11 protein-coding genes and 1 pseudogene are annotated in these 14,745 nt (G+C 64.4%); 4 read left to right on the top strand and 8 right to left on the bottom strand.

Annotation, left to right across the window (positions count from 1 at the left end; genetic code table 11):
- Positions 1 to 6 precede the first annotated feature (6 nt).
- Together rho and trxA are read right to left on the bottom strand one after the other, a co-directional pair.
- Complete coding sequence (gene rho, locus AC2CGW_RS11235) at positions 7 to 1,266, bottom strand: transcription termination factor Rho (protein WP_039581904.1); 1,260 nt, start codon at positions 1,264 to 1,266, stop codon at positions 7 to 9.
- Positions 1,267 to 1,517: 251 nt separating this feature from the next.
- Positions 1,518 to 1,847, bottom strand: coding sequence for a thioredoxin TrxA (gene trxA, locus AC2CGW_RS11230; protein ID WP_009684153.1), 330 nt, complete (start codon positions 1,845 to 1,847; stop codon positions 1,518 to 1,520).
- A gap of 277 nt (positions 1,848 to 2,124) precedes the next feature.
- Between trxA and ppx the strand changes: the two genes are divergently transcribed.
- The gene (gene ppx / locus AC2CGW_RS11225; RefSeq protein ID WP_186709989.1) at positions 2,125 to 3,627 is read left to right on the top strand and encodes an exopolyphosphatase; all 1,503 of its coding nucleotides are present in this window, start codon (positions 2,125 to 2,127) and stop codon (positions 3,625 to 3,627) included.
- A 44-nt stretch (positions 3,628 to 3,671) separates the two neighbouring features.
- Here ppx and ppk1 read toward each other — a convergent pair whose 3' ends face one another.
- The gene (gene ppk1, locus AC2CGW_RS11220) at positions 3,672 to 5,909 is read right to left on the bottom strand and encodes a polyphosphate kinase 1 (protein WP_186721038.1); all 2,238 of its coding nucleotides are present in this window, start codon (positions 5,907 to 5,909) and stop codon (positions 3,672 to 3,674) included.
- 20 nt (positions 5,910 to 5,929) lie between these two features.
- On the bottom strand, positions 5,930 to 6,940 hold the full coding sequence (gene hemB, locus AC2CGW_RS11215; RefSeq protein ID WP_186669886.1) for a porphobilinogen synthase: 1,011 nt from the start codon (positions 6,938 to 6,940) through the stop codon (positions 5,930 to 5,932).
- Positions 6,941 to 7,148: 208 nt separating this feature from the next.
- On the opposite strand from hemB, the gene AC2CGW_RS11210 reads away from it, so the two are divergent.
- Entirely contained in the window at positions 7,149 to 7,793 is a 645-nt protein-coding gene (locus AC2CGW_RS11210) for a DedA family protein (RefSeq protein ID WP_186669887.1), read from the top strand.
- 549 nt (positions 7,794 to 8,342) lie between these two features.
- Here the strand turns inward: AC2CGW_RS11210 and AC2CGW_RS11205 are convergent.
- Positions 8,343 to 8,921 (bottom strand): annotated as a pseudogene (locus AC2CGW_RS11205) (sterol desaturase family protein); the annotation flags it as partial.
- Positions 8,922 to 9,033: 112 nt separating this feature from the next.
- Here AC2CGW_RS11205 and elbB point away from each other — a divergent pair.
- Positions 9,034 to 9,699 (top strand): isoprenoid biosynthesis glyoxalase ElbB, encoded by a 666-nt coding sequence (gene elbB, locus AC2CGW_RS11200; RefSeq protein WP_484574048.1) that lies wholly within the window; start codon positions 9,034 to 9,036, stop codon positions 9,697 to 9,699.
- A gap of 44 nt (positions 9,700 to 9,743) precedes the next feature.
- Here the strand turns inward: elbB and AC2CGW_RS11195 are convergent, their stop codons facing one another.
- The 3 genes from AC2CGW_RS11195 to AC2CGW_RS11185 all read right to left on the bottom strand — a co-directional run bounded on the left by AC2CGW_RS11195 (position 9,744) and on the right by AC2CGW_RS11185 (position 13,197).
- On the bottom strand, positions 9,744 to 10,193 hold the full coding sequence (locus AC2CGW_RS11195; RefSeq protein ID WP_054894100.1) for a YaiI/YqxD family protein: 450 nt from the start codon (positions 10,191 to 10,193) through the stop codon (positions 9,744 to 9,746).
- Between the two features lie 47 nt (positions 10,194 to 10,240).
- Complete coding sequence (locus AC2CGW_RS11190) at positions 10,241 to 12,151, bottom strand: FTR1 family protein (RefSeq protein WP_484574047.1); 1,911 nt, start codon at positions 12,149 to 12,151, stop codon at positions 10,241 to 10,243.
- A 119-nt stretch (positions 12,152 to 12,270) separates the two neighbouring features.
- Positions 12,271 to 13,197, bottom strand: coding sequence for a LysR substrate-binding domain-containing protein (locus AC2CGW_RS11185; RefSeq protein ID WP_186721046.1), 927 nt, complete (start codon positions 13,195 to 13,197; stop codon positions 12,271 to 12,273).
- 160 nt (positions 13,198 to 13,357) lie between these two features.
- Between AC2CGW_RS11185 and AC2CGW_RS11180 the strand changes: the two genes are divergently transcribed.
- On the top strand, positions 13,358 to 14,740 hold the full coding sequence (locus AC2CGW_RS11180) for a NorM family multidrug efflux MATE transporter (RefSeq protein WP_186669892.1): 1,383 nt from the start codon (positions 13,358 to 13,360) through the stop codon (positions 14,738 to 14,740).
- Positions 14,741 to 14,745: the final 5 nt, after the last annotated feature.

Here is a 14,745-nt window from a genome sequence, read left to right as displayed (position 1 = left end):
AAACGCTTACTTGCGCTTCATCGACAGGAAGAACTCATCGTTGGTCTTGGTCTGCTTGAGCTTGTCGATGAGGAACTCGATGGCCGCCACTTCATCCATCGGGTGCAGCAGCTTGCGCAGGATCCACATGCGCTGCAGCTCGTCGTCGGCAGTCAGCAGCTCTTCGCGGCGGGTGCCGGACTTGTTGATGTTGATGGCCGGGAACACACGCTTCTCGGCGATGCGGCGGTCCAGCGGCAGCTCCATGTTGCCGGTACCCTTGAACTCTTCGTAGATGACCTCGTCCATCTTCGAGCCGGTCTCGACCAGCGCGGTGGCGATGATGGTCAGCGAGCCGCCTTCCTCGATGTTACGGGCAGCACCGAAGAAACGCTTGGGCTTTTCCAGGGCGTGGGCGTCGACACCACCGGTCAGGACCTTGCCGGAGCTCGGGATCACGGTGTTGTAGGCACGCGCCAGACGGGTGATGGAGTCGAGCAGGATGACCACGTCCTTCTTGTGCTCGACCAGGCGCTTGGCCTTTTCGATCACCATTTCGGCAACCTGCACATGGCGGGTCGGCGGCTCGTCGAAGGTCGAGGCGACCACTTCGCCGCGCACGGTGCGCTGCATCTCGGTCACTTCTTCCGGGCGCTCGTCGATCAGCAGGACGATCAGGTGGCACTCGGGGTTGTTACGGGTGATGTTGGCCGCGATGTTCTGCAGCATGATGGTCTTGCCCGCTTTCGGCGGAGCGACGATCAGGCCGCGCTGGCCTTTGCCGATAGGCGCGCACAGGTCGATGACACGGCCGGTGAGGTCCTCGGTGGAACCATTACCGGCTTCCATCTTCAGGCGATGGTTCGGGAACAGCGGCGTCAGGTTTTCGAACAGGATCTTGTTCTTCGCGTTTTCCGGACGGTCGAAGTTGATGGTATCGACCTTCAGCAGGGCGAAGTAACGCTCCCCTTCCTTCGGCGGGCGGATCTTGCCGACGATGGTGTCGCCGGTGCGCAGGTTGAAGCGGCGGATCTGGCTGGGCGAGACGTAGATATCGTCAGGGCCGGCCAGATACGAGGCATCTGCCGAACGCAGGAAACCGAATCCATCCTGGAGAATCTCCAGCACGCCGTCACCCGAGATCTCTTCGCCGCTCTTCGCGTGTTTTTTCAACAGGGCGAAAATCACGTCCTGCTTGCGCGAACGGGCCATGTTTTCGATGCCCATCTGTTCGGCCATTTCCAGCAGATCGGTAATCGGCTTTTGCTTGAGTTCTGTCAGGTTCATAAGGGGAGTGACGTAATCATGTAAGAAGGGGGGAATTAAGCTTCTGGCTTAATGAGGTCGCGCCGCTAGATTGGCGACAGGATCGCGTACTGATTCGAATTGGGAGTGCGTCGCGACGGCGTGCAGAGGGCACTGGAGAAGCAGTGCGAGGCCGAATGTAACACTTGCTTTTTTCGACGTCTAGTGGTTTTGACAGGGGAAATCGAGCCTCAGGGGCAAAAAAAGCCCCGCATTCGCGGGGCTTTTTCACATCACAGGTGGGCGTCGAGGAACGCAGCCAGCTGGGACTTGGACAGCGCGCCGACCTTGGTGGCCTCGACGTTGCCGTTCTTGAACAGCATCAGCGTCGGGATGCCGCGCACGCCGTGCTTGGCCGGGGTTTCCTGGTTGTCGTCGATGTTCAGCTTGGCGACGGTCAGCTTGCCTTCGTAGGTGGAGGCGATGTCGTCCAGGACCGGAGCGATCATCTTGCATGGACCGCACCATTCAGCCCAGTAGTCGACCAGCACCGGGCCTTGAGCCTGCAGCACTTCGGCTTCGAAGGTGGCGTCGGTGACGTGTTTGATCAGATCGCTGCTCATGGAGTTCTCCAGGTCGTAAGCATAAAAAACGTTGCCCATCATAGCCGCACCCACGCCCTACAGGAAGCCACGGCCGATTGAGTGTAACTATAGTTGTGCAAGACGCCCCGAATCGAAACCGTCATACAAGCGTCATAGGATTTGTCCGAGGCCTTTGTTGATCAGTCATCCAGGCCACCCGCACATTGCCCTGCATCAATCCTCGCCATGTCGCGCGTTGGCGTATGCCCGCGATCATGGCAGGATTGCCGGGTTATCGACCGAGAACATCCAGATCATGCCGCAAACCACCGCGAAGAACCTGTCTCTGATCGCCGCCATCGACCTTGGCTCCAACAGCTTCCACATGGTCGTGGCCAAGGCCCACCATACCGAGATCCGCATTCTCGAACGGCTGGGGGAGAAGGTTCAACTGGCTGCGGGCATCAACGAAGACCGCCAGCTCAGCGAAGAAGCCATGCAGCGGGGCCTCGAATGCCTCAAGCGTTTCGCCCAGCTGATCAACGGCATGCCGGCCGGCGCAGTGCGCATCGTCGGCACCAACGCCCTGCGTGAAGCGCGCAACCGCAATGACTTCATCCTGCGTGCCGAAGCCATCCTCGGCCATCCGGTCGAGGTCATTTCAGGCCGTGAAGAGGCGCGCCTGATCTACCTGGGTGTGTCGCACACCCTCGCCGACACGCCCGGCAAACGCCTGGTCGCCGATATCGGCGGCGGCAGCACCGAGTTCATCATCGGTCAACGCTTCGAGCCACTGCTGCGCGAGAGCCTGCAGATGGGCTGCGTAAGCTTCACCCAGCGCTATTTCCGCGACGGCAAGATCACCCCGGCACGCTACGCCCAGGCCTACACCGCCGCACGCCTTGAGCTGATGAGCATCGAGAACGCCCTGCACCGCCTGACCTGGGACGAGGCCATCGGCTCGTCGGGCACCATCCGCGCCATCGGCGCCGCGATCAAAGCCAACGGCCATGGCAACGGCGAAGTCAACGCCGAAGGCCTGGCCGTGCTCAAGCGCAAGCTGTTCAAGCTGGGCGAAGTCGACAAGATCGACTTCGACGGCGTCAAACCGGACCGGCGCACCATCTTCCCTGCAGGGTTGGCGATTCTCGAGGCGATCTTCGACGCCCTCGAACTGCAGCGCATGGACCACTGTGACGGCGCCCTGCGTGAAGGCGTGCTGTTCGACCTGCTCGGCCGCCATCATCACGAGGACGTGCGTGAGCGCACGCTGAACTCGCTGATGGAGCGCTATCACGTCGACCAGGGCCAGGCCGCACGGGTGGAGCGCAAGGCGCTGCACGCCTTCGACCAGGTGGCCAAGGCGTGGGATCTGGAAAACGGCAACTGGCGCGACCTGCTGGGCTGGGCGGCGAAGGTGCATGAGGTCGGGCTGGACATCGCCCACTACCACTACCACAAGCACGGCGCCTACCTGATCGAGCACTCCGACCTGTCGGGCTTCTCCCGCGAGGACCAGCAGATGCTGGCCCTGCTGGTACGCGGCCATCGCCGCAACATCCCCAAGGACAAGTTCGCCGAGTTCGGCGACGAAGGCGTCAAGCTGATCCGCCTGTGCGTGCTGCTGCGCTTCGCCATCCTCTTCCACCACATCCGCGGCACCCAGCAAATGCCCAAGGTCGAGCTCAAGGCTGCCGACGACAGTCTGGAAGTGGTGTTCCCTGAAGGCTGGCTGGAGCAGAACCAGCTGACCCAGGCCGACTTCGCCAACGAGGCTGAGTGGCTGGCGCGGGTCGGGTTCGTGCTGAGCGTGCGTTGAAGGTTTGAGTGTGCTGGGGCTGTTTTGCAGCCCCAGCAATCTGACTACCGTACGTTCAGCACCGGGTTGCTCAGGCGCTCCAGCAGGGTCGCCTGGGCGCTGCGCGGGTTCTGGTTGCCGGTCGGCGTGCTGCGCACATAACGACCATCAGGCTGCAAGGTCCAGGCCTGGGTATTGTCGGTCAGGTAGCCTTCGAGCTCCTTCTTCACCCGCAGCAGCAACTTCTTGCCCTCTACCGGGAAGCAGGTCTCGACACGCTTGTCGAGGTTGCGCTCCATCCAGTCGGCGCTGGACAGGTAGATCTGCTCCTCGCCGCCGTTGAGGAAGTAGAACACCCGCGTGTGCTCGAGGAAGCGGCCGATGATCGAGCGCACATTGATGTTGTGCGACACCCCCGGGATGCCCGGGCGCAGGCAGCACATGCCACGCACCACCAGGTCGATGCGCACGCCCGACTGGCTCGCCTTGTACAGGGCCTTGATGACCTTGGCATCGGTCAGCGAGTTGAACTTGGCGATGATGTGCGCCGGCTTGCCGTCGAGCGCGAACTGCGTCTCGCGGGCGATCATGTCGAGCATGCCCTTCTTGAGGGTGAAGGGTGCATGCAGCAGCTTCTTCATGCGCAGGGTCTTGCCCATGCCGATCAGCTGGCTGAACAGCTTGCCGACGTCCTCGGTGAGTGCGTCATCGGAGGTCAGCAGGCTGTAGTCGGTGTACAGGCGGGCGTTGCCGGCGTGGTAGTTACCGGTACCCAGGTGCGCGTAGCGGACGATCTCGCCCTGCTCGCGGCGCAGGATCAGCATCATCTTGGCGTGGGTCTTGAAGCCGACCACGCCATAGATCACCACCGCGCCGGCTGCCTGCAGGCGGCTGGCCATCTGCAGGTTGGACTCTTCGTCGAAACGCGCACGCAGTTCGATCACCGCAGTGACCTCCTTGCCGTTACGCGCCGCATCGACCAACGCGTCGACGATCTCCGAGTTGGCCCCGGAGCGGTACAAGGTCTGGCGCACAGCGAGCACGTGCGGGTCCTTGGCGGCCTGGCGCAGCAGGTCGACCACCGGGGTGAAGGATTCGAACGGGTGCATCAGCAGCACATCCTGCTTGCTGATGACGCTGAAAATGTTGTCGGCGTTCTGCAGGATCTTCGGGATCGCCGGGGTGAACGGGGTGTACTGCAGCTCCGGGTGGCTGTCCAGGCCGGTGATGCTGAACAGACGGGTCAGGTTGACCGGGCCATTGACCTGGTAAAGCTCGCTCTCGCTCAGGCTGAACTGCTTGAGTAGGTAGTCGGAGAGGTGCTTCGGACAGGTGTCGGCAACCTCCAGGCGCACAGCATCGCCGTAGCGGCGCGAGAACAGCTCGCCACGCAGGGCGCGGGCAAGGTCGTCGACCTCTTCGGAGTCCAGCGCCAGGTCGGCGTTTCGGGTCAGGCGGAACTGATAGCAGCCCTTGACCTTCATGCCCTGGAACAGGTCGTCGGCGTGAGCGTGGATCATCGACGACAGGAATACATAGTTGTCGCCGGGGCCGCCAACCTCTTCCGGCACACGGATCACCCGCGGCAGCAGGCGTGGCGCCGGAATGATCGCCAGGCCCGAGTCGCGACCGAAGGCATCGACGCCCTCGAGCTCGACGATGAAGTTCAGGCTCTTGTTCACCAGCAGCGGGAACGGGTGGGTTGGGTCGAGGCCGATCGGGGTGATGATCGGGGCGATCTCGTCGCGGAAGAAGCGACGCACCCAGGTCTTGAGCTTGGGCGTCCAGTGGCGGCGGCGGATGAAGCGAATCGCATGCTTCTCCAGCTCCGGCAGCAGCACGTCGTTGAGGATCGCGTACTGGCGGTCCACCTCCAGGTGCACCAGCTCGCTGATCCGCGCCAGCGCCTGATGCGGCTGCAGGCCGTCGGCGCCGGCCTGTTCGCGGGCGAAATTGATCTGCTTCTTAAGCCCGGCGACGCGGATCTCGAAGAACTCGTCGAGGTTGCTGGAGAAGATCAGCAGGAACTTCAGACGCTCCAGCAGCGGGTAGGACTCATCCAGCGCCTGTTCCAGCACGCGGATGTTGAACTGCAGCTGCGAGAGTTCACGATGAATGTACAGGCTGCTGTCGTCCAGGCCCGGCACCGGAATCGCCGGGGCCGGCGCCGGGGCGGCGGCCTCGACGACAGGCACCGGCTCAGGTGCAGGCGCCGCTGGGAGGTCCGGCGGGGTCTGCATCAGTTCCTCCGGGAGGGCCTTGGCTTCCTTGATCTCGACAGCAGTGAGCACTTCGTTATTCATCTGACGTTCCTGTGAGGGCGTTACTGCCCTCTCAACAATTGAGCGGCACGCACGGCGAAATAGGTGAGGATGCCATCGGCGCCGGCCCGTTTGAAAGCGGTGAGGGATTCGAGAATCACGGCCTCGCTGAGCCAGCCGTTCTGGATGGCCGCCATGTGCATGGCGTATTCGCCGCTGACCTGATACACGAAGGTCGGCACGCGGAATTCGGTTTTGACGCGGTGAACGATGTCCAGGTACGGCATGCCCGGCTTGACCATGACCATGTCGGCGCCTTCGGCGAGGTCGGTGGCCACTTCATGCAGGGCCTCGTCACTGTTGGCCGGGTCCATCTGGTAGGAGGCCTTGTTGGCCTTGCCCAGGTTCAGCGCCGAGCCGACCGCATCGCGGAACGGGCCGTAGTAGGCGCTGGCATACTTGGCGGAGTAAGCCATGATGCGCACGTTGACGTGACCGGCCAGCTCCAGGGCTTCGCGGATCGCCTGCAGACGACCGTCCATCATGTCGGACGGCGCCACCACCTGGGCACCCGCTTCGGCGTGCGACAGCGCCTGACGCACCAGGGCGTCGACGGTGATGTCGTTCTGCACGTAGCCCTCTTCGTCGAGGATGCCGTCCTGGCCGTGGGTGGTGAAGGGGTCGAGCGCAACGTCGGTGATCACCCCCAGGTCCGGGAAGCGCGCACGCAAGGCGCGGGTGGCACGCTGGGCGATGCCGTCCGGGTTCCAGGCCTCGGCACCGTCGAGGGACTTTTTCTCCACCGGGGTGACCGGGAACAGCGCCAGCGCCGGAATCCCCAGCTCCACCCAACCCTGTGCGGCTTCGAGCAGCAGGTCGATCGACAGGCGCTCGACGCCCGGCATCGACGGCACTTCCTCGCGGCGATTTTCGCCGTCCAGCACGAATACCGGCAGGATCAGGTCATCGACGGTCAGGGTGTTCTCGCGAACCAGACGACGGGAGAATTCGTCCCGGCGGTTGCGACGCAGGCGGGTAGCAGGAAACAGGCGGTTGGCGGGGGTAAAACTCACGGCAGACTCCTGAGCCCGCGCAGGCGGGCTAGCGCGACAGTTATAAGCGCCCATTATGACGCCTAGGTTACAGGGAAGAGCAACCCTGCGACTTGTGGCCGCAGGCATTGTCCTTGTAGGAAATGTTCACGTCGAGACACATTTGGACACTTTCCCCCAGGCGCGCGAAGGGGTAGGCTGCGCGTTCATTTCGCCAGCACCTCAGAAAATGCTTCAACAATTCCTGCAGGATTTCGGCTATTTCGCCCTCTTTCTAGGCACCTTCTTCGAAGGCGAGACCATCCTGGTACTTGCAGGATTCCTCGCGTTCCGTGGATACATGGACATTAGCCTGGTCGTGGTGGTGGCGTTCTTCGGCAGCTATGCCGGTGACCAGCTCTGGTATTTCATGGGCCGTCGCCACGGGCGCAAGATCCTTGCGCGCAAACCGCGCTGGCAGGCGATGGGCGACCGCGCGCTGGAGCATATCCGCCGCCATCCCGACATCTGGGTGCTGAGCTTCCGTTTCGTCTATGGGCTGCGCACCGTGATGCCGGTGGCCATCGGCCTGTCCGGCTATCCTCCGCGGCGCTACCTGCTGCTCAACGGCATCGGCGCGGCAATCTGGGCCCTGGCCCTGGGCGCGGCGGCCTATCACTTCGGCGCCATCCTCGAAGGCCTGCTGGGCAACGTGAAGAAATACGAGCTATGGGTGCTCGGTGGCCTGCTGGTGCTGGGCGGACTGCTCTGGCTGCGCCGACGTTTCCGCAACCTGCGTGCGGAGCGCAAGGCGGCGGCAGAAGGCCAATCCCCACAGGCTGAGCAGGCTGTAGAGCCCGAGCAGAAGCCAGGCCAAGGGCGTAACCGTCCCTAGGCCCAGCGCCCCGCCCAGGTAAAGCGCCGGGCCGTTGGACACCAGCCGCAGCAGCTCAAGGCGCGCGGCCCGAGGCCGGTTCTCCAGCGCCATCCCAAGCACGAACAAGCCAAACGCCATCAGTGTCCAGCCCAGCACCAGCGCCACTGGCGGCACGCGGTCGGCCACCTCCATCAGGTAACTGCCCAAGCCCGCATACACGGCGAACTGCAGCGCCACGTACAGCTGCTGGGCCCGGCCCAGCGGTATCTCGAACTTGCGAAACTGCGCCAGATCGGCCTTGGCCTGTGGATAACCCAGCGCCACATCCGCCGGTCGCCAACCGGTGGGCATGAACCAGATCCGCAGCTTGTCCCACAGACTGCGAGTGCGCCGCGCATCGCGCCAGAGCTGGGCATAGAACTGCAGGTTGGCCCACAACGGGTTCCAGCTCGCCAGCGGCGTGGTCACGCCGAACACCACGGGCTCGCGCGGGTCTTCCTCCTGGAAAGTGCCGAACAGGCGATCCCAGAGAATGAACACGCCGCCGTAGTTGCGATCCAAGTACAAAGGATTCTGCGCATGGTGGACGCGATGGTTGGACGGCGTGATCAGCACCCACTCGAGCCAGCCCAGCTTGGGCACGTGGCGGGTATGCACCCAGAACTGGTACAGCAGGTTCAGCGATGCCACGGTGACGAACACCAGCGGCGGTACGCCAACCAGGGCCAGCGGCAGGTAGAAGATCCACGAGAAGAGAAAGCCGCTGCTGGTCTGGCGCAGGGCGGTGGTGAGGTTGTACTCCTCGCTCTGGTGATGCACCGAATGCGCCGCCCACAGCACGTTGCGCTCATGGCCGAGGCGGTGCAGCCAGTAATAGCAGAAGTCGTAGAGCACGAACGCCAGCAGCCAGACCCAAACCGCTCTGTCCGGCAGGCGCAGCAGGGCCAGGTGCTCCCAGACCAACGCGTAGCTGACAAGCCCCACGCCCTTGGTCAGCAGCCCCGTACTGGTCGACAGCGCCCCGGTGCTCAGGCTGTTGATCGAATCGGCCAGACGATAGTTGCGCTGCCCGCGCAGCCGGTCGGCGACCAGCTCCACAGCAATCAGCACGAAGAAGAACGGCACGGCCAGCAGAATCAGGTCCATGGCGACGATTCCAAGCGTTATCCACAGAGATTAGGCCGCGTCGCACACAACCCCTATGGCCACATCTGCCAAACTAGAGGACATTTAGCGCCTCGACACTGGAGTAATGAGCATGACGAAAAAGGTAGCGGTGATTCTTTCCGGCTGTGGCGTCTATGACGGCGCCGAAATCCACGAAAGCGTGATCACCCTGCTGCGCCTCGACCAGCGCGGCGCCCAGGTGCAGTGTTTCGCGCCAAACATCGCGCAGATGCACGTGATCAACCACCTGACCGGCGAAGAAATGCCCGAGTCGCGCAATGTGCTGGTGGAGTCGGCGCGCATCGCCCGCGGTGAAGTGAAGGACATTCGCGAAGCCAAGGCCGAGGACTTCGACGCGCTGATCGTGCCCGGCGGTTTCGGCGCAGCCAAGAACCTGTCCAACTTCGCCGTCGAAGGCGCCAACTGCAGCGTGAACCCCGATGTGCTGGCGCTGGCCGAGGCTTTCGCGGCGGCGTGCAAGCCGGTCGGCCTGATCTGCATCTCGCCGGCGCTGGCCGCGAAGATCTACGGCCCGGGCGTGGTCTGCACCATCGGCAACGATGCCGGCACCAGCGCAGCCGTGGTGAAGATGGGCGGCACCCATGAAGAGTGCGATGTACATGACATCGTCGAAGACACCCAGCGCAAGCTGGTGACCACCCCGGCCTACATGCTGGCCAAGTCGATCAGCGAAGCGGCGGGTGGAATCTACAAACTGGTGGATCGGGTGCTGGAGCTGACTCACGAGAAGGACTGAAACGCATCAGGGCGAGCCTTTTCGCGGGCAAGGCCGCGAAAAGGTCAACGCGTCAACCGCGTGAGGATCCGATCCAGCGAATTGGCAAACGCCTGCTTCTCCCGCTCGCCATAGGGCGCCTGCCCGCCGCCGACCTGCCCCTGTTCACGCAATTCAGTGAACAGGTTGCGCACCGCCAGCCGATCCCCCATGTTGCGCTCGTCGAACTCGCGACCACGCGGATCCAGCGCCGCTACACCCTTCTTGATCAGGCGATCGGCCAGCGGCACATCGCTGCAGATCACCAGCTCGCCGGGCTCGGCATGCTCCACCAGGTAGTCGTCGGCGGCATCCATGCCGCTGGGCACCACGATCAGCCGCACGATCGCGAAGGCCGGCTTGGCCACGGCCTGGCCGGCCACCATCACCACTTCCAGCTTGCGCTTGAGGGCGAACTTGACGATCAGGTCCTTGGCCGCCTTGGGGCAGGCGTCGGCGTCGATCCATATGCGCATGACGATGTTTCCGTAATTCGAAAAGAGATAGTGTGCCAGCCCCGACCTCAGTTCGCTGCTACCCTGCGCTTCTCGGCAATCCGCGAGCGCCCGTAAAGCGCCACGATAGCCAGCAACGCCACCGCCTGCGCACTCAGCGAATAGGCGTCGGCGTGAATCCCCAGCCAATCGAACTCGAAGAACGGCACCGGCCGCGTGCCCAGCACCCCAGCTTCCTGCAGTGCCTTGACGCCGTGCCCGGCGAACACCACCGACAGGGCGCACAACAACGCGGCGTTGATGCTGAAGAACAGCGACAGCGGCAGCTTCGCCGACCCGCGCAGGATCACCCAGGCCAACCCCACCAGCAACACCAGCGCAGTGGCACCACCGGCCAGCACCGCCTGGTGCCCGGCAGGCCCGGCCTGCAGCCACAGGGTTTCGTAGAACAGGATCACCTCGAACAGCTCGCGGTACACCGAGAAGAACGCCAGCATGGCGAAGCCGAAGCGCCCGCCGCCACTGAGCAGGCTGCTCTTGATGTAGTCCTGCCAGGCTGCGGCGTGGCGCCGGTCATGCATCCACACCCCCAGCCACAGCACCATGACCGCAGCGAACAGCGCCGTGCAGCCCTCGAGCAACTCGCGCTGGGCGCCGCCGACATCGATCACGTAGGCCGCCAGGGCCCAGGTGGCGAAACCTGCAACCAGGGCCAGGCCCCAACCGATGTTGACGCTGCGTACCGCCGACTGCTGCCCGGTATTGCGCAGGAAGGCGAGGATCGCCGCCAGCACCAGGATCGCCTCCAGGCCCTCGCGCAGCAGGATCAGCAGCCCGGAGATGTAGCTCAGCGACCAGCTCAGGCCGTCGCTGCCAAGCAGTTTCGCAGCCTGCTCCAGCTTGACCTTGGCCTCGGCCAGGCGCTGCGCGGCCTGCTCGGCAGGCAGGCCATCCTGCAGCGACTGCCGGTAGGCCATCAACGACCTCTCGGTATCCTTGCGCACCTGCGCGTCGATGTTGTCGAGCGAGCTCTCCACCAGCTCGAAACCTTCGAGATAAGCGGCCACCGACAGGTCGTAGGCCTGGTCGTGATCGCCCTCGCGGTAGGCCGCCAGACTCTTGTCCAGGGTGCTGGAGGTGTATTCGAGCAGCTGTGCCGGGCCACGCTTGACCTGCGGTGGCTGGGCGCGCTGGGCACGGAATGCAGCAACGGCGTCGGCGCCTTCATTGGCGCCGACTTCGGCCGGGGTCTGGCGGGCCAGGTCGGCGATGTTCCAGGTCTTGTCGCCCTTGGCCGCCTGCGGGTCGGCGGTGAAGCTGGCAATGTAGGCGGCCACGTCCCAGCGCTGGCGCTCGTCGAGCTGATCGGCGAATGACGGCATCTCGGTGCCCTCGATACCCAGGCCGAGGGTGTTGTACAGGTCGAACAGGCTCAACTGGTCAAGGCGCTGGGCATCGCGCAGGTTGGCCGGCGCAGGCTCCAGGCCGACACCCGCCGGGCCGTCACCGGCACCGCTGTCACCGTGGCAGATCGAGCAGTTCTGCGCATACAGCGCGGCACCGCGAGCCGGATCCGGCGTGATCACCGGCGCCTGGCTGACCTCATAGGCCACCGCCAGCCGCGCACCCAACTGCCGAGCCTGGTGCGCCACGCCGCCACCGTCCTGGCGTTGCTCGATGGCCTGGCGCAGCGCCTGCACACCCTGCTCGAGGGCGTCGCGCTCGGGGTTGGCGGGCAAGCCCTTGACCAGCTCGGCCAGCACCCCGCTGAACTCCTGCTGTTCGCGATATTCACCCTCATCCACCACCTTGCCGTCATGCACGGTCGGCGGGTAGTCGGCACCGATGTAGTCCAGCAGGTGCAACGCCTTGGTGGCCTCGGCGGGGGCTTCGGCCTGCGCCAGGGTGCTGCACAGCGCCAGCACCGGACCGAGCAACAAGGCCGGCAACCAGGCGAGCGGACGGGAACGGGGAATCATGGGGCGATCTCGGCGAGAATACGAAAGCGAACATTGTTCACTTCCACTTCGACTTGCTCAAGGTTCGCGGGCGGATTTCATGAAAAATCTTGCAACGAATACGTTCTGAATCGGCCCGCTCAAGACGCTCCCAGGATCTCCACCTCAGGCAAATCCATCGCCGCCGCTTCCTCCTGCAAGAAGGCACTCAAGCGCCGCAGTCGCTCGCCCCCCGGCCGGGTGCGCGGCCACACCAGGTAATAGTCCAGACCGCTGGCCACCGCCGTCGGCCATGGCAGACTCAGGCGCCCCTGGGCAACGTCTTCGGCGACCATCAGCAGGTCACCCATCGACACCCCATAACCCCGGGCGGCGGCGATCATGCCCAGCTCCAGGGTGTCGAACACCTGCCCGCCCTTGAGCGACACCGTTTCGCTCAGGCCCATGCGCGCCAGCCAACTGCGCCAGTCGCGACGATCGGGCGTCGGGTGCAGCAGCTCGACGCTGGCCAGCCTGCGCGCATCCCAGGGCGCCTCGGCCTGCAGGTCCGGGGCGCCCACCGGGATCAGCAGCTCGGCGAACAGCCGGCGCACCTCCCAATCCACCGGAAAGCTGCCATCGCTGAGCAGTACCGCGCAATCGAAGGGCTCTTGATTGAAGTCCACATGGTCGACGTCCATCCAGGCGCTGGTCAGTTGCACCTCGTTGCCCGGCTGCAAGTGGCGGAAACGGCTCAGGCGCGCCAGCAGCCAGCGCATGGTCAGGGTCGAGGGGGCTTTCATGCGCAGGATGTCGTCCTCACCGCGCAAGGTATTGCAGGCCCGCTCCAGTGCCGCGAAACCGTCGCGCACGCCAGGCAGCAGCATCCGCGCCGCCTCGGTGGGCTGCAGGTTGCGGCCGTTGCGCACGAACAGCCGGCAGGCAAAGTGCTCTTCGAGGGTGCGGATATGGCGGCTGACCGCACTCTGGGTAATGGACAGCTCCTCCCCGGCGCGGGTGAAGGAGCTCAGCCGCGCGGCCGCTTCAAATGCGCGCAGGGCATACAGCGGTGGTAGCTGACGGGACATGGGACACCTGTCATACGTGGGCATGAGGCGAATCATCGAAATCATACATCCATGAGTTGAACTCATGCCAACGATCGCTTTTATCCTTTTGTGGAATGCTGACCGAAGCCTCAGAATCCCCAATTCTCGCTGTAGGACTCATACTCAAGGACTTCGCCCCATGCATGTCGCGCCCACCACCGAACTCAAGGCTCTGCTGCGCCTGGCCGGGCCCCTGGTCGCCTCGCAATTGGCGCACATGCTGATGGTGCTCACCGACACCCTGATGATGGCGCGCATCAGCCCACAGGCGCTGGCAGGGGGCGGCCTGGGTGCGGCGAGCTACTCGTTCGTGTCGATCTTCTGCCTGGGCGTGATCGCTGCGGTCGGCACCCTGGTGGCCTTCCGCAAGGGCGCAGGTGACATCGCCGGGGCCACGCGCCTGGCGCAGAACGGCCTGTGGCTGGCCTGGGGCCTGGCGCTGGGCGCGGCCCTGGTGTTGTGGAACCTCAAACCTGTGTTGCTGCTGTTCGGCCAGCGTCCCGACAACGTCGACATGGCCATGCAGTTCCTCACCCTGCTGCCCCTGGCGCTGCCCGGCTACCTGACCTTCATGGCCCTGCGCGGCTTTACCAGTGCCCTGGGCCATTCGACCCCGGTGATGATCATCAGCCTGGTGGGCACGGTGCTCAACTACCTGTTCAACCACGCGTTGATCGAAGGCATGTTCGGCCTGCCCAAGCTGGGCCTGATGGGCATCGGCCTGGTCACTGCCGTGGTGTCGCTGGGCATGGCCATCGCCCTGGCGCTGTACATCCACTGGCACCGCGCATACGACGCCTATCCGCTGCGCAAGGGCCTGTCACGCCCCTCGCTCGATGCACTGCGCGAGCTGTGGCGGCTGGGCCTGCCGATCGGCGGCACTTACATCGTCGAGGTCGGCCTGTTCGCCTTCGCCGCCCTGTGCATGGGTGTACTGGGCGATACCGAGCTGGCCGCGCACCAGATCGCCCTGCCGATCATTTCCGCGGCGTTCATGGTGCCGACCGGGCTGTCCTACGCGGTGACCATGCGGGTCGGGCTGTACTACGGTGCAGGCAACCTGCTGGCCGCGCGCAGCGCCGGGCGCATCGGAATCGGCCTGGGCGCGGTGGTGATGTTCGCCTTCGCGGTGCTGTTCTGGCTGTTTCCGGAAACCTTCGTGGGGCTGCTGGTAGACCGCAATGACCCGGCGTTCGCCGCCATCTTCGCGCTCGCCGTGCAGTTGGTGATGGTGGCCGCCTGGTTCGAGCTGTTCGACGGCACGCAGACCATCGCCATGGGCTCGATCCGCGGCCTGAAGGACGCCAAGACCACGTTCGTGATCGGCCTGCTGTGCTATTGGCTGGTGGGCGCACCCTGCGCCTGGGTGTTCGCCTTCACCCTCGGCGGGGGTGCGGTGGGTATCTGGTGGGGCTTGGCGCTGGGGCTGGCGTGCGCGGCGGTGGCGCTGACACTGGCGTTCGAATGGCGGATGAAGCGGCTGCTGGGCAAGGCGGCCGTGGGGGTGGCGGTGTCGGCCTGAAATCG

It is taken from the genome of Pseudomonas sp. SYWMCR5, from assembly GCF_057197165.1.
Note: the sequence above shows the minus strand (reverse complement) of the source record. Positions and strands in the feature narration are given on the sequence as shown.

Bases quoted from the DNA above. Each gene is read 5' to 3' on its own strand.
- rho (WP_039581904.1), bottom strand. From the start codon at position 1,266: ATGAACCTGACAGAACTCAAGCAAAAGCCGATTACCGATCTGCTGGAA.
- trxA (WP_009684153.1), bottom strand. From the start codon at position 1,847: ATGAGCAGCGATCTGATCAAACACGTCACCGACGCCACCTTCGAAGCC.
- ppx (WP_186709989.1), top strand. From the start codon at position 2,125: ATGCCGCAAACCACCGCGAAGAACCTGTCTCTGATCGCCGCCATCGAC.
- ppk1 (WP_186721038.1), bottom strand. From the start codon at position 5,909: ATGAATAACGAAGTGCTCACTGCTGTCGAGATCAAGGAAGCCAAGGCC.
- AC2CGW_RS11210 (WP_186669887.1), top strand. From the start codon at position 7,149: ATGCTTCAACAATTCCTGCAGGATTTCGGCTATTTCGCCCTCTTTCTA.
- elbB (WP_484574048.1), top strand. From the start codon at position 9,034: ATGACGAAAAAGGTAGCGGTGATTCTTTCCGGCTGTGGCGTCTATGAC.
- AC2CGW_RS11195 (WP_054894100.1), bottom strand. From the start codon at position 10,193: ATGCGCATATGGATCGACGCCGACGCCTGCCCCAAGGCGGCCAAGGAC.
- AC2CGW_RS11190 (WP_484574047.1), bottom strand. From the start codon at position 12,151: ATGATTCCCCGTTCCCGTCCGCTCGCCTGGTTGCCGGCCTTGTTGCTC.
- AC2CGW_RS11185 (WP_186721046.1), bottom strand. From the start codon at position 13,197: ATGTCCCGTCAGCTACCACCGCTGTATGCCCTGCGCGCATTTGAAGCG.
- AC2CGW_RS11180 (WP_186669892.1), top strand. From the start codon at position 13,358: ATGCATGTCGCGCCCACCACCGAACTCAAGGCTCTGCTGCGCCTGGCC.